At 42.7% G+C, this 14688-nt stretch carries 12 protein-coding genes and 1 tRNA gene; 1 reads left to right on the forward strand and 12 read right to left on the reverse strand.

Going from position 1 to position 14688, the window contains the following annotated elements:
• Positions 1-556: 556 nt before the first annotated feature.
• The 7 genes from D0T87_RS21585 to rho form a co-directional block, all read right to left on the reverse strand.
• Positions 557-632, reverse strand: a tRNA-His gene (locus tag D0T87_RS21585).
• A gap of 143 nt (positions 633-775) precedes the next feature.
• Positions 776-1657, reverse strand: a complete 882-nt coding sequence (folD, locus tag D0T87_RS21590) for a bifunctional methylenetetrahydrofolate dehydrogenase/methenyltetrahydrofolate cyclohydrolase FolD (protein ID WP_163178029.1) — start codon at positions 1655-1657, stop codon at positions 776-778.
• Between the two features lie 149 nt (positions 1658-1806).
• Positions 1807-3126: a signal recognition particle protein gene (gene ffh, locus D0T87_RS21595; RefSeq protein WP_163178007.1), complete on the reverse strand. Its 1320-nt coding sequence runs from the start codon at positions 3124-3126 to the stop codon at positions 1807-1809.
• Positions 3127-3240: 114 nt separating this feature from the next.
• Positions 3241-4563 (reverse strand): MATE family efflux transporter, encoded by a 1323-nt coding sequence (locus D0T87_RS21600; RefSeq protein WP_163178009.1) that lies wholly within the window; start codon positions 4561-4563, stop codon positions 3241-3243.
• A gap of 43 nt (positions 4564-4606) precedes the next feature.
• Entirely contained in the window at positions 4607-6556 is a 1950-nt protein-coding gene (locus tag D0T87_RS21605) for a HAMP domain-containing sensor histidine kinase (RefSeq protein ID WP_163178011.1), read from the reverse strand.
• Positions 6557-6577: 21 nt separating this feature from the next.
• Positions 6578-8386, reverse strand: coding sequence for a HAMP domain-containing sensor histidine kinase (locus D0T87_RS21610; RefSeq protein WP_163178013.1), 1809 nt, complete (start codon positions 8384-8386; stop codon positions 6578-6580).
• A gap of 154 nt (positions 8387-8540) precedes the next feature.
• Positions 8541-10568, reverse strand: a complete 2028-nt coding sequence (gene rho / locus D0T87_RS21615) for a transcription termination factor Rho (protein WP_163178015.1) — start codon at positions 10566-10568, stop codon at positions 8541-8543.
• Positions 10569-10850: 282 nt separating this feature from the next.
• On the opposite strand from rho, the gene D0T87_RS21620 reads away from it, so the two are divergent.
• Positions 10851-11684 (forward strand): 4Fe-4S binding protein, encoded by an 834-nt coding sequence (locus tag D0T87_RS21620; protein ID WP_163178017.1) that lies wholly within the window; start codon positions 10851-10853, stop codon positions 11682-11684.
• Here the strand turns inward: D0T87_RS21620 and tilS are convergent.
• The 5 genes from tilS to D0T87_RS24310 all read right to left on the reverse strand — a co-directional run bounded on the left by tilS (position 11676) and on the right by D0T87_RS24310 (position 14580).
• Positions 11676-12968, reverse strand: coding sequence for a tRNA lysidine(34) synthetase TilS (tilS, locus tag D0T87_RS21625; RefSeq protein WP_163178019.1), 1293 nt, complete (start codon positions 12966-12968; stop codon positions 11676-11678). The two genes, D0T87_RS21620 and tilS, sit on opposite strands and share 9 nt — an antisense overlap.
• 155 nt (positions 12969-13123) lie before the next feature.
• Positions 13124-13309 carry a hypothetical protein gene (locus D0T87_RS21635; protein WP_163178021.1) on the reverse strand — a complete coding sequence of 62 codons (186 nt, stop codon included), beginning with the start codon at positions 13307-13309 and terminating at the stop codon, positions 13124-13126.
• A 197-nt stretch (positions 13310-13506) separates the two neighbouring features.
• Entirely contained in the window at positions 13507-13599 is a 93-nt protein-coding gene (locus tag D0T87_RS21640; protein WP_163178023.1) for a smalltalk protein, read from the reverse strand.
• A gap of 86 nt (positions 13600-13685) precedes the next feature.
• Positions 13686-14210 (reverse strand): HU family DNA-binding protein, encoded by a 525-nt coding sequence (locus D0T87_RS21645; protein ID WP_163178025.1) that lies wholly within the window; start codon positions 14208-14210, stop codon positions 13686-13688.
• A gap of 151 nt (positions 14211-14361) precedes the next feature.
• Positions 14362-14580 (reverse strand): hypothetical protein, encoded by a 219-nt coding sequence (locus D0T87_RS24310; RefSeq protein WP_203558755.1) that lies wholly within the window; start codon positions 14578-14580, stop codon positions 14362-14364.
• Between the last annotated feature and the right edge of the window lie 108 nt (positions 14581-14688).

Below are 14688 nucleotides of genomic sequence, written 5' to 3' on the forward strand. Positions count from 1 at the left end.
CTGGCTGGTTATACGTTATCTCAACCATCCACCCCCTGCCCCCGCCAGCGGGGGATAGGCTGCGCTACACAGTGTCTCCGCAAGGTATCCCCCGCTGGCGGGAGCAGGGGGTGGATTTGGCACAGTATAGAATTAACTCCTTTCCAATCCGTTATACGCTAAACCTTCAGTAAAAGCTATGGCAATTTAACAATTCAACCGGCTTTTCTACTTGCTCCTGTTTCATTTCGCTTTCCCGACCTAGGTCTGGAAATCCTCCCCACCTAGGTCGGACGGACTTCTCCACCTAGGTCGGGAAAGCGAAATGAAACAGGCACTTGATTTTATTGAAAGCAAGATGTTAAATTGAAACTATAACAGGATGAAATGAGTGCTAGTAGTGCTATATGAGTGCTAGCATTTTATTTGGGAAGTACCATCCTGCATCTCCCATGAATAAACAGTTTTGGCACATGAATGCTACTCTTTTGTTGTTTTTTGAAATTTATAGGAGGAGTGGTGGGTAATTGTGCTCAATCGCGCTTTGCTATAAAAAAAGCCCCTTTAAGGGGCTTAAGGGTGAAAGACGGGGTTCGAACCCGCGACCTTCGGAACCACAATCCGACGCTCTAACCAGCTGAGCTACATCCACCATGTTTTTGCTAATGCGGTGCAAAGATAGGTATTATCTTTTATTTTGCAAACATTCGAAAGAATATTTTAATAAATTGAGAATTGAAAATTGAGAATTGAGAATTCTATGCAGCAAGAACTCTCAGTTTTTAATTTTCAATTCTCAATTATATATTGCCTTCTTGCCTGCCAGCAAGGTATTCTTCATCAATGAAACGATCGTCATCGGGCCAACACCACCGGGCACAGGAGTGATGAAAGAGCACTTAGGAGCTACTTCATCAAACAGTACATCGCCGGTAAGTTTGAAGCCGGATTTCGTTTTGTCGGAAGGAACGCGCGTAGTACCTACGTCAATTACCGTAGCCCCTTCTTTTACCATATCTGCCGTAACGAAATTGGGTTGTCCCAGTGCGGCAATAATGATATCCGCTTCCTGACATTCTTTGACCAGATCTCTTGAACGGCTATGGCATACCGTTACCGTGGCATCGCCCGGATAAGCCTTTTGCATCATCAACATAGCCATCGGTTTACCTACGATATTGCTGCGACCTAATACAACACACTTTTTACCGGAAGTTTCGATCTTGTAGCGTTTCAACAATTCGATAATCCCGTTCGGTGTGGCTGATATATAACAAGGAAGTCCGATTGACATACGTCCCACATTGATGGGGTGGAAACCATCCACATCTTTGCGGTAATCAATCGTTTCGATTACTTTTTGTTCAGAGATATGCTTCGGTAATGGAAGTTGCACGATGAACCCGTCAATATCCTCGTCCGCATTCAGTTCGCGCACTTTAGCCAGCAATTCTTCTTCGGTCACATCGTCTTCGTAGCGAATTAGAGAAGACTTAAATCCACATACCTCACAGGCTTTTACTTTAGCTGCCACATAAGTTTCGCTACCGCCATCATGCCCAACAAGTATGGCTGCCAGGTGTGGGCGTTTGCCGCCATTGGCAATAATTTCAGCCACTTCGGCCGCAATTTCCTGCTTAACCTGCTCAGAGATTGCCTTTCCGTCGATAAGCCTCACCCCAGCCCTCTCCAAAGGAGAGGGGGAAGGGGTTACTTCCGACTGTATATTTTGATTATTTTCTTTCATTATACTCTATAATAAGGTTATGAATTTGCAGACTATCCTTTAAGCTCCCTCTCCTTTGGAGAGGGTTGGGGTGAGGCTGGTTACCCTCTTTTGGGCATCATTTTGCCCATTTTGCTGCTGGTTACCATTTTCATCATTTTGCGGGTCTGGTCGAATTGTTTCAGCAAGCGGTTAACATCTTGAATGGTTGTACCGCTACCTTTGGCGATACGTGCACGGCGCGAACCATTCAGGAGCGCAGGGTTAGAGCGCTCTTTCGGAGTCATGGAGTGAATGATAGCCTCAATACTCTTGAAAGCATTATCGTCAATATCTATATCCTTGATTGCCTTTCCTACGCCGGGAATCATAGAAGCAAGATCCTTCAGGTTACCCATCTTCTTGATCTGTGCGATCTGGCTAAGGAAGTCGTTAAAATCGAATTGATCCTTGGCGATCTTCTTCTGTAAACGTTTCGCTTCCTCTTCGTCATACTGTTCCTGCGCACGCTCTACCAGCGAAACAATGTCACCCATGCCCAGGATACGATCCGCCATACGCGAAGGGTGGAACTGGTCGATTGCTTCCAGCTTCTCGCCCGTACCCACAAACTTAATCGGCTTGTTCACCACCGTGCGGATAGAAAGCGCAGCACCACCACGGGTATCACCATCCAATTTTGTCAGCACCACACCGTCGAAGTTCAGGCGTTCGTTAAACTCCTTAGCCGTGTTAACAGCATCCTGTCCCGTCATGGAGTCTACCACAAACAAAATCTCGTCCGGGTTGATCGCCGCTTTGATCGCTGCAATCTCGTTCATCATCTGTTCGTCAACCGCCAGACGTCCCGCTGTATCGACAATAACCAGGTCATATCCTTTCGCTTTCGCCTCTTTGATACCATTCCGGGCAATAGACACCGGGTCTTTGCTATCTATCTCCGAGTACATCGGCACCCCGATCTGTTCGGACAATACGCGCAACTGTTCGATTGCCGCAGGGCGGTAAACGTCGGCTGCAACCAATAAAGGTTTCTTTCCCTTTTTGGATTTCAGCATTTTGGCCAGCTTGCCCGAGAATGTCGTTTTACCCGAACCTTGCAAACCCGACATCAGGATAACCGCCGGGTTTCCTTTGATATTGATCTCCGCCGTTTCGCCACCCATCAGGGTAGTTAACTCATCGTGTACGATCTTCACCATCAACTGGCTGGGCTTAACGGCTGTCAATACGTTCTGTCCCAGCGCTTTTTCTTTCACCGTATCGGTAAATGTCTTGGCTACTTTGTAGTTAACGTCGGCATCCAGCAAGGCTTTGCGGACATCTTTCAGCGTTTCGGCAACATTGATTTCGGTGATTTTACCTTCACCCTTCAGAATTTTAAACGACCTGTCGAGTCTCTCACTTAAATTATCGAACATATCTTGTTTGGGTTATATTACATTTTTAAGAGCGCAAATTTACATAAAAGTTTTGAGTTTTGAGTTTTGAGTTATGAGTTAATTCACCTAATCCGGCTTTTGGCCACTCAAAACTCATAACTCCTTATTCTGCCACTTCGCCTTTTTCAGGTAAATGTAGCTGATAATCAGAAGCAGGGTATAATATACCAGTTCTGTGGTGAAGCAAACCTCTACCGGTGCTTTGAAAACCGTTCCGACAACCAAAAGGTAGGCCACATAAAACACCAACGTGCCCGATTCCAGAATCAACGCGGCACGCGTATTACCCGTTCCCGATATACTGTTGAATACCACATTGGCTACAGAGGCAACCAACATGGCTACACATATCACATAAACCGAAGGTATTGATTCGGCAATAAGACTTGCATCACTGGTATATATAGATACAATCGCTTTGGGAAAGAGGGCAATCAATCCACCGACTACCAGCATGATCAGGAGGTCCATACGTGCAATCTTCCTGATCAGCCCCATCACATATTGCACGCCGCCTGCGCCAATGGCATTACTAACCAGACTGTTGGCTGTTGTAGCCAGTGCATTGACCGGTATAAACAGTAAGATATAGATACTGCGCACAATATTGGCAATAGCCAGTTCGCGTTGCCCCAGTCGTTCCACCACCATGAAGAAAGCAAAGAAGGTCGACATAGACAAGAAGTACTGCAACATCGTAAAACTCGAAATGCTAAGGATACGCATTAGTAAAGTCATATCGAACGAGCGCAGCTTGTTTAGCCCATATTTTTTCAGGTCTACCGTAATATAAGTATAGATAATATAGAACAGGATAGAACTTGCCTCGGCAATAACCGAAGCAATGGCAGCTCCTTTGATTCCCATCTCGGGCAGACCGAACTTACCGAAAATAAGTGCATAGTCTAACACAACGTTTGTCAAAGCCATAACAATTGCATTGATTGTCAGCACCTTGGTGCGCGTAATGCCAATATAAAATGCACGGAACATGACACTGGCAAAAGAAAAGAAGAAACCGAATATGCGCCAGTTAAGGAACTCCATCGTGGCATCGTAAATCACATCCGACGAAACTATGACGCGCATAACGTTCCCACCGAATCCTTTTGTAAAACCAAACATCAGGATGGCTAATATAATAAGGAACATACAGCCCTGATTCATAACAGGCCCTACATCCTGATAACGCCCCTCGCCATTGCGGCGGGCAATAACGATTTGCGATCCTACACTAAATCCGAAAGCAATGGTATAGATACAAACGTAGAACAAACCACCCATAGCGGCAGCGCCCAAAGCAACCTCACTCACATGCCCCAGAAAGGCTGTGTCGGTTACATTAATGATGTTTTGAGCCAAAAGTCCCAGAAGTATCGGGTAGCTGATACTCCAGATTTGTTTGTTATTATACATACGTAAAAGTGTTTAAATCGCAAAGAAATGCAAAAGTACACTTTTATTCAGAGATACTCAACGGATAAGTGAAAACTATTGCCGGACCCTCCAGAGTTTCTGTATAAACCTCATAGGTTCCTCCGAAGCGTTTCAGGAAAAGAAGATTGATGTCATTTCGTATGGTAACCTCTTGTGTAGCAGCCTCCGGATTAGCTATCGGACTGCCAACGGTTTTGAAGTATACACACTGATTGGCTTTGTCCAATCTTACAGTGAGTGTTATCGTTGTTCTTCTATTAACCGGAGTAGGATAAGTTAGCAAACTCACAAGCACCTGGCTGAAACGGAACGTATCTACCCTGATCTGCTGTTCCTCAAATTCGGGCTGGAAGTTAATCTGTATAGGCTGCTCTTTTGCTTTGGCCGTGTAAATGGCCTCTCTGCACAGTGTAATCACTTCATATTCCTGAAGGTTGAATTTCATCATTCCGGCTTCCAGACGCGAAATATCAAGTACATCATTTACCAGATTCAACAGAACTTCCGAATTCTGTTTGATGATGGTAGAGTATTCTTTGCGCTGCGCTTCATCCATGTCGGGATCTATCGCCATGAGTTGCGAGAAACCCACCACGCTATTGAGCGGGGTACGTATATTATAACTCATGTTCGATAAAAACAGATTCTTCACTTCATTCGCTTCTTCGGCCATCTGTGTTGCTATACGCATTTCATTCTCGGACTCTTTTAATTTCTTGCGGACAAAAAGAGCACGTATAATGAATAAGGCAAGTAGGGTGGTGAACAACAGAATGACAATCAAAGCAATAAAACTCCGGTTGGATTTGATTTGTTCCTTTTCTAAAAGAAGCTTATTTACCTTATATATATTCTGAATCTGCTCCATCTGCTTACTCGACAAAATATGGTCAATGGAATCTTTACCGTGCATACTTTCCTGATAGAGTTCCAGAGCCTCTGTATGTTTTCCGGCATTACTCAGTATGACTGCTTTCTTGATAAGCTGTTTGTAGTAATCCTTAGGCATAAGTGTTTGGAGGTCCACTATAGATGAATCTATTGCCGCAAGGGCTTTGTCGTATTGCTTTGTGTAAAAGTAATACTCAGAATACGCATCATAAAAAATATTGCTGTAAATAGAAAAACTATAATGGTTTCTCAGCTTTTGGGCTTTTTCCAGATGTTTTAATGCCTCTTCCGGCTTTCCTTTGGCCACATAATAGTAAGCGTAATGAATATCAATGAACAGGAAGATACTGTTATATGATTCACTAAACGGATTGTTTTTTAAGTAATCGTGTATTGCTTTATTTAAATCATTAAGATAAATATATAGATCATCATAATTGTCAACATAATGTGCAGTAGAAGATAATAAACTCAATATCTCTGTCAACACAAATATATTTTTGATCTTAGCTTTGTCTTTATAAGCAGCCTTTAATGTCTCAATACTCTCATTGATGCGATCCGACGCGATATATGTAGTAGCCAGGCAAATAGATGCTGTAATCTTGCCGTCGGTATTATTTAATTCGTTGGCTTTATTGTACATCTTTGATGCTTCATCAATCGCATATTCGTACTCTTCGTTCATAATAAGCGTATTGACTTTAACCTTGGCTGCTTCAAAGTATGTTTTCCACATCTCTTCTTTTTCGGCCAGCCGGATAGCTTCGCTTGCATACGTGTTGACGCTATCTAAAATCCCATTGTTGGTATAGTATAATGCCATGTAAAAAGCCGAATAGCATTTGTATTTGTCACTGTTCAGACGATTGGCTTCTTTGTACAACTCTTGAGCTACTAAGAGGCCGGGATGTGTGCTTTGTTGAATAATAGCTATTTTCCTTAGATGTGCCAGCCGGGTAGTGTCATTTTGAGGTAACCTATCGACGAGCAAACGCAGGCTGTCTACTTCATTGGCATTGGCGTTGAATAGAAAAGAACAGCCAATGAACAGAAGAAATATGGATATGACTTTTTTCATGTAATGCATTTCTCCTATTCTTTATTTCTTTATAGGGTGTGTGAAACAGAAGCGCGAGCCTTCGGTATATTCCGGATCAATCCAAATGTCGCCGCCAATGTGTTTAATGATTAATTGGCAGATCGACAAGCCGAGTCCGGTTCCCTTATCTTGCTCATCAAGCTTTTCAAAGCGTTTGAATATTTTCTGTTGGTTTTCCAATGGGATGCCGCAGCCGGTGTCGGTCACAGTGAACAGCGCCATACTTTTACTCTGTAAAGATAGTTTCAGTGTAATGCTGCCCGAAGGTGTGAACTTGGTTGCGTTGATCAGCAGATTGATTAATACCTGTTGCAAACGGGCGTCATCTGTGTATAGTATCAGTTCCTCCAAATCAGTGTCAAACAGTATCTCGGCCCTGGTTTGTTTGATCTTCTGAACCATTTCGACCACATTGCGGCAAAGTACTATGGCGTCGCAATGTTCAAAGTTGAATTGCATCTTTCCGAACTCTAAACTAGACAAGTCGATAACGTCGTTGATTAGTTTTAATAGTAATTCAGAGTTTTGCTGAATGATTTCAGTACATTGCTGGCGGGTTTCATTATCAATAGACTCTTCTGTCAGAATAGCAGAGAATCCCGACAGGGCATTGAGTGGAGTACGTATTTCGTGACTCATATTAGACAGGAACATGCTTTTCGAGCGTGTTGAGGTTTCGGCTTGCCTTTTGGCTTCTTCGAGGCTTTTCCTTGATGCTGCAAGTTTTCTGTTGCTTCTTCTTATATAAGATGCCAATAGGAAAGACAAAATAAGAATTGTTCCTCCTACAATGATAGCCATACGTACCAGGTTATTCTTTTCTGTTTGGTTTTCGAATTCTATGGTGTCTATCTGGTAGCTGGCATGTAGGCGGTTACCCTGACGTGTATAGCTATTGATACTGAGCGAATCTTTCACTTTGTTTACGTCTTGGTAAAGTTGATTGGCTTTCTCTGCTTTCCCGGTTTTCATCAGAACCCTGGCATAACCTGTCATGATCTGGTTTTGCCCGATGGAACCCGATTCACTGAATAGTATGTCGGTGAGTTGTTCATACTCCTGTAGCGCAGTTGTATAATCCTCTACCTCTTCGTGGTATAAGGCAGATATGTGAATTAAATAAGGAAGAGGTTGCGTTCCGCATTGATCTGCATGTGCAAAAGCCTGTTGTAAGATTTTATGCGCCTCGTCCAGTTCCCCTAATCGGAGTTTATAATACGCGTTAAAAGCCAACCGGTAAATGTAAATGGGGTCTTCTGTATCTTTTTCGGAAAGCAGATGATTAAATAGAGTCAGGTAATGGTTGGTCTCCTCTATATTATTTCCTGTCAGAGACACTTGCAGCAATCTGCCAAGTAGTCGTTTTTTGTAGAGATCCGTATGGGGAATGTTATTTAACAGATCCAGCGCTTGTTTGTAAGTTGCAATGGCTTCGGGTAACATATTAGAGTATGTATATGTGTCTCCAATAGCCTGACTGGCCAGTGCAAATCCCAGATCATAGTTTAACAGTTTGGCTTTCTCTGAAATAAGATGAACTTTATTTATGGCCAGTCCGATATCTCCACGCATGGCATGGGTATGGGCCACAAGATACATTACTTCGAAAAGTTCGGTGTATTGTTTTTCTTTTAAAAGCGTGGGTTCAAAATATTCTCCCCATATGATGATACTATCTATGGGCATTTCACTACAGTATCGAAGATTCCTGCTAATGAAAGTTTGTAAGCGCTTTAGCTTGACATCGTTGTCTATAGCAAATGCTTGTCCGGTTAACGATAATAATAGAATGATAATGAATGCTCTCACTAACGCCGTTTGTTTTGTTCCTTGAAAATAAATACATCAATAGGTATTTGCGACACAAAAATACAAAAAGGGATGATATATAATGCAAAAAGCGCGAAGAAAAATCAAATTCTTCACGCTTTTGAATAATATTTGCAAGTAATAGGTTTGTTTCTTAACTATTCATGCTCATAAGGAACTCTTCGTTATCTCTTGTTTTCTCCAAACGATCCTTCACAAAGTCCATAGCTTCGATTGGGTTCATATCTGACAAGTATTTGCGTAGAATCCACATGCGGTCGAGTGTTTGCTTGTCAAGCAACAGATCGTCGCGGCGCGTACTGGATGCTACAATGTTAACTGCCGGGAATATACGTTTGTTAGACAGGTTACGGTCAAGTTGAAGCTCCATATTACCTGTACCCTTAAATTCTTCGAAGATAACTTCGTCCATTTTAGAACCGGTATCAATCAGTGCAGTAGCAAGAATGGTTAACGAACCACCATTTTCAATGTTACGTGCTGCACCGAAGAAACGTTTTGGTTTGTGCAATGCGTTGGCATCCACACCACCCGACAAGACTTTACCGGAAGCTGGTGATACAGTGTTATATGCACGTGCCAGACGGGTTATGGAGTCAAGGAAGATCACCACATCATGTCCGCACTCTACCAATCTCTTCGCTTTTTCAAGTACAATACCTGCTATTTTTACGTGGCGTTCTGCCGGTTCGTCAAAAGTAGAAGCAATAACCTCGGCGTTTACACTACGCGCCATGTCGGTAACTTCTTCAGGACGTTCGTCGATAAGCAACATAATCATGTAAACTTCCGGATGGTTTGCTGCAATAGCATTAGCAATATCCTTCATCAACAGTGTCTTACCGGTCTTTGGCTGGGCAACGATCAAACCACGTTGGCCTTTACCGATAGGAGCAAACAGGTCTACAACACGTGCTGAAAGTGAGTTTGAGTATCCTTTTCTGCATAAATTGAATTTCTCATCCGGGAAAAGAGGGGTGAGGTGGTCGAATGGAACACGGTCGCGCACGAAAGCGGCGTCACGTCCATTGATCTTTGAAACCTTAACCAATGGGAAGTATTTTTCTCCTTCTTTGGGTGGGCGGATCACACCTTCTACTACGTCTCCGGTTTTCAGGCCGAATAGCTTGATTTGCGATTGTGATACGTAAATATCATCCGGTGAGGCCAGGTAGTTATAGTCGGACGAACGGAGGAATCCGTAACCGTCCTGCATAATTTCCAATACGCCGGTTCCCGAAAGAATATTGTCAAATTCGTATGGACGTTCGCGTTCTACAACCTTGCGCTCCTGAACCGGTGCGTTTTCTGTGTCATAATTATTATGAGCCGGTGCATTCCTTTGAGGCTGCGGACGCTGGTTGTTATTATTGTTATGGTTATTTCTGTTATTATCGTTGGGCTGGGAAATACGTGGGCGTTGTTGCTGCTGTTGCTGGTGCTGTGGTTTAGGCTGTGGCTTTTCCTGTACTTTTGCAGGTTGTTCCACCTTTGTGGCTTCGAATTTGCCTAAAAGTTCGGCTGGTAGTTCGAACTTTTCAACCGGAAGGTCTTCAATAGGAATAAAGTCTTCGGCAACGGCTGGTGTTTCGGGAGCTTCATTTACTTTTTCTTCTTTGACTGCTTTTTTAATTACAGGCTTAGCAACCGGCTTACTTTCAACAACCTTATTTTCAACTTCTTTGTTCTCTTGTTTTTTCTCAGTAGTTGTACTTTCCTCGGTTGTCTTTTTCTTTGCCGTTACTTTCTTTTTTGTTGCTGTTGCGGTAGCTGTTTTCGCTTTGGTTTCAGTAACTTCAGCAACGGCTTCTTTCTTTTCTTCGGGCTTCTCTTCTTCCTTCACCTTTTTTACGGGTTTGGCTACCGGTGCTTTCACAGCAGTTTCTGTTTTGGTAATTTCTCCGGTTTTAGAAGCGGTGAATACTTTGTCGCCTTCTTTCTTTACACTCACACGTGAACGTTTTTTCTTATCCTCTTTTTTCTCTTCTTTGATTTTATCCGCAGCAACTTTTTTAGTGGCTCCGACAATTGCTTGTTCATCAAGGATTTTGTAAACGAGTTCTTCTTTTTTGTATGAGTCTGTTTTTTTAATGCCCAACTCCTGAGCAATAGACTGTAGTTCCGACAAGTTCTTGTCGTTTAACTGAATAATGTTATACATGCGTATATTTAATGTTAAGTATTAATTCCTCATTCATAGGTTCTGTTCACAAACAGATTGGACAGCCCATTAAAAGGGGCTATTTGCCATGTTGAAAAATGTTTTATTTGTAAGTTAGGGATATACTTTATTGAATTAGAGAAATCCTGTTTATCTACTTTGGTGGGAAATCCAAGTGGATTTACGCTGCAAAGATAGTAACAAATTTCAATTTGGAAACAAAATCTCGTTTTTTTATCTGATAAAGCGTATATTTGTCCGGCTATAAAACTAAAAAAACGTATGGAATTGACTAAGGCGCATCTGATTTGTTTCTCACCCACGTCTACTTCAAAACAAGTAGGGCAGGGAATTGTTCATGGAATGGAGACGGAAAATATAACGATAACCGATGTAACATTATCCGAAGCCGGAGAATTGGATATTGTCGGGAGTGAAGTGGCTGTTATAGCTGTTCCTGTGTATGGTGGACGTGTTGCGCCTTTGGCGTTGCAACGAATGAAAAATATACGTGGCAATGATACACCGGCTGTGCTGGTAGTGGTTTATGGTAACCGGGCTTATGAAAAGGCATTGATGGAGTTGGATGCTTTCGCTATTCGTCAGGGATTCAAGGTGATAGGTGCTGCTACATTTGTTGGCGAACATTCTTATCATACGGAAAAACATCCCATTGCGCAGGGACGCCCTGATCAGGATGACTTGCTATTTGCCCATAACTTCGGAAAACTGGTAGCCGAAAAAATACGTACAGCGGAAACGTTGGGAAAAGTATATCCGGTAGATGTGCGCTCAATACGCCGTCCTAAGCAATCTCTTTTCGGGCTACTTCGCTTTCTACGTGGAGTAATTAAAATGCGTAAAAGTGAGGTTCCTGTTCCTAAAGCCCCTGTAACCGATGAATCTCTTTGTATTCATTGTGGAATTTGTGTGAAGAAATGTCCTAACGCTGCAATCATAAAAGGTGAGGAACAACATACAATCGTAGAGAAATGTATTCGTTGTTGTGCTTGTGTGAAAGCATGTCCCGAACGCGCCCGTAGCTTTGATACACCTTTTGCACCTTTGCTTTCGAAGAACTTTCCTAAGCAGAAGCAGCCGCAAACCTTATTGTAGTTTTACAATCATTACGCGCCGGGTAGAGTTCTCTATCCGGAAGCGGTTGTCGGTACGTTCTCCGATAATCCAGATGATCTTTTCTCCACAGCATAAGACCCATTGGTTCTCTTTCTGTAAGAGAGAGAACTTCCTGTCAGTCAGGAAATCGCTGACTAACTTTTTGCCGGTCATGCCGAAGGGGACAAATGTATCTCCTTGCTTCCATTTGCGGATGGTGAGTTTCTCTTTTAACTTATCTGCATCAAAATAAGCGATGTTCTTATCTTTATTAATACTAAAGTTGGGTGTATACTCTACTTCTTCATATATTAATTGAAAGGGTGGGGTAGTGTTGTTTTCTTCTTTTTCTCCTACCTTATATATAAGAAGTAATTCCCGATCTCTGATTACTCTCCATCCTTGATTGCTGACGAATTGTTTTCCAGACTGTCCGGCAATAACAGATTGCATAATATCCTCAATTTGAGGCGAATTAAACCCCAGCGGTAATAGCATCTCAAACAATAATGCACTTGGCGACGGTTCCGATAGCAAGGCTTGAATAGAGACTCCTTCTTCTGTCCGTACCCGCGTTTTGCCTTCTTCAATGGTGTATTGATAAACAGTGGCAACTTCATTCAAGTGGCTTCCGGTTTGGAATAGTTTCTCTTTCACTGACGGATTAATCTCCTGCATCATCGGAATCAGTTTCAATCTGATTTTGTTGCGTGTATATTCATCTTCCAGATTTGTACTGTCCGTTACGTATTCCTGCCCGATGTGCTGTAGGTAATCTATAATTTCATCCCGGGTAACGCATAGTAGCGGGCGTACTATCATTCCATTTTTGGGGTGGATACCTAATAATCCATTGATCCCCGTGCCACGTATCAGGTTGAGTAGCATGGTTTCTACACTATCATCCTGATGGTGCGCTACTGCAATGGCTGTGTGGTCGTGTTCTTTAGCTAAAGCCCCAAACCAATTGTAGCGAAGTTCGCGTGCTGCCATTTCAATAGAGATCTTATGATCACATGCATAAGCCTGTGTTTCAAAACTATTCACATGTAGCGTAACGTTTAACTTATGGCATAACTGTTCAACGAAATTTTCATCTCTGTTAGATTCTTCTCCGCGGAGGTGGAAATTGCAATGGGCAGCTTCGCACGTATACCCCAACGATAATAGAATCCGTAACAATGCCACGGAATCAGCCCCGCCACTTAATGTAACAAGCACTTTGTCTTGTAATGTGAGCAGTTGTTCTTTTTCTATATATTGAGCTATACGGTGTTTGATCATGATGGCAAAGATAGTGATTTTTTGGAATTTTTGACTTTCATATCATAGATAAAGCCTGCTTCAACATACTCTTCACAATTATCTTATGGAATGGTTTGATCAGCGCAAAATAGATATAACCAAACTATCTGCTGGTATTGGAGTGCTTTTAACTTTCACGATACTTTCAACTGATACTTATCTTTCAATACTTGCTTTTCCTCTTCGTCCAATGAACGGATATATCCTTTCCATCCGGGACAGAAGTTGATGTGCCAACGCCAGAAACGCCCGATTATCGACTTCGGGTCTTTATCGTACTTTGCTCTTATGGAGCAGTTTTCACAGTTATGTTGTGCCATGGTACCCTTTTAAATTTCCATCTTGTAGTGACCATCCTGTATTGCTTGTTTGGTCATACTTACAAACTTACATAAAAAGAATGATTTATAGAGGAAAGATAATTTTTCTTTTAAACATGAAGAAAACAGTAGAGGCTGAATTCTAAGTCTTCTACAAGTTTCAGAATTCAGCCTCTTTCATACATAGTAGCAATATTTTAATTCATTGCCTGTCCACTAATGACCCCTGCCAGCGCGCTGGCTATGGCGATCAGAATCTTATAAATCAAATTTTTTGTCGAACTTTTCATTCTTATTCGTTAAAGTTTAGGTTAAATAATTAAGGATGCGCAGCGCGGCTTGCCGCCCCTGGCCGGGGTGCCTCGCCCCCCCCCCGCTAGAATCCCGGATCAACAACTTCATCGTCTCCGTCGTCATCTCCCGATCCATCGTCCGGTTTGGTTGTACCATTCTTGTCAAGAGCAGTGATGCTTAATCCCAGTGACTTCAGATAGTCTTCCAGTTTTACGAACTGCATTCTTTCGCTTGCGCGGGTTGTCGTGCGGGTGAGTTTCAGCGATTTATTTGCCTGGAAGCAGATGCGTACCGAAGTTATATCGTTGTCCGTCATGTCCTCCTCCTTTTCCACACCTTTGGATTTGGCTGCCAGATAGAACACTCCCAGCCCCAGGATATTCACGGTTTTACCTTCGAGCAACTGCTCCTTCATTTTCTCTACGAAGTTAATGAGTACACTCTTTACCTCACCACCCGACAACGATGAGTTGTCTCTGATCTTTTCGGTCATATACTCCAGGTCAATACTCCGTCCCAGTGTGACCAACTGCGGATAATACTTCTCCGGCGAGTTAGCCAACAAAGGGTTCGACTTCTTCTTCACAACTTTATAAGGAATAGCCATTGTTACCTCCTTTTTTAATCGTTAATGTTTAGGTTCTTTTTCACTCTTTTTGTTGATCAACATTACAAAGGTGCAGGTTCTTACCGAAATAGCAAAGAATTATTGAGCTCCCGGAGCAGTTTTCTGAGAAAAATTTGTAACGGGTTGATTGTTAGCGTGTTTTATTGATCTTTTCACTGATTCCTGTGCTGTCCGATACTTGCAGGCATGTCAGATCGTGCCACGCCTGGTCGGGGAGACCTTTGCCATTTGTGATGACGGAACGAGAGGAAAGGATGGGAGTTGCTTCGCCTCCCGCAGGGACTCTCCTCTTTTCTGAGGAGGAGTACCCCGAAGGGGGGAGGTGGTGGGAGCGATTAAACAAAACCATTTCAATCATAACCCTTCAAAAAACCTCCTCAGACTACACCTTTCCTTTTCTTCCGGCGTTATCCACCCTTGGCTATCGTAATAGTCATATAATGTATTTACCTTATCT

This window comes from Bacteroides sp. 51 (assembly GCF_010500965.1).
Taxonomy (GTDB): Bacteria; Bacteroidota; Bacteroidia; order Bacteroidales; family Bacteroidaceae; genus Bacteroides.

What these genes read in the sequence shown, in the direction of transcription:
- ffh (WP_163178007.1), bottom strand. Translation starts at nt 3,126, where the DNA reads ATGTTCGATAATTTAAGTGAGAGACTCGACAGGTCGTTTAAAATTCTG.
- D0T87_RS21600 (WP_163178009.1), bottom strand. Translation starts at nt 4,563, where the DNA reads ATGTATAATAACAAACAAATCTGGAGTATCAGCTACCCGATACTTCTG.
- D0T87_RS21605 (WP_163178011.1), bottom strand. Translation starts at nt 6,556, where the DNA reads ATGAAAAAAGTCATATCCATATTTCTTCTGTTCATTGGCTGTTCTTTT.
- rho (WP_163178015.1), bottom strand. Translation starts at nt 10,568, where the DNA reads ATGTATAACATTATTCAGTTAAACGACAAGAACTTGTCGGAACTACAG.
- D0T87_RS21620 (WP_163178017.1), top strand. Translation starts at nt 10,851, where the DNA reads ATGGAATTGACTAAGGCGCATCTGATTTGTTTCTCACCCACGTCTACT.
- tilS (WP_163178019.1), bottom strand. Translation starts at nt 12,968, where the DNA reads ATGATCAAACACCGTATAGCTCAATATATAGAAAAAGAACAACTGCTC.
- D0T87_RS21635 (WP_163178021.1), bottom strand. Translation starts at nt 13,309, where the DNA reads ATGGCACAACATAACTGTGAAAACTGCTCCATAAGAGCAAAGTACGAT.
- D0T87_RS21640 (WP_163178023.1), bottom strand. Translation starts at nt 13,599, where the DNA reads ATGAAAAGTTCGACAAAAAATTTGATTTATAAGATTCTGATCGCCATA.
- D0T87_RS21645 (WP_163178025.1), bottom strand. Translation starts at nt 14,210, where the DNA reads ATGGCTATTCCTTATAAAGTTGTGAAGAAGAAGTCGAACCCTTTGTTG.
- D0T87_RS24310 (WP_203558755.1), bottom strand. Translation starts at nt 14,580, where the DNA reads ATGGTTTTGTTTAATCGCTCCCACCACCTCCCCCCTTCGGGGTACTCC.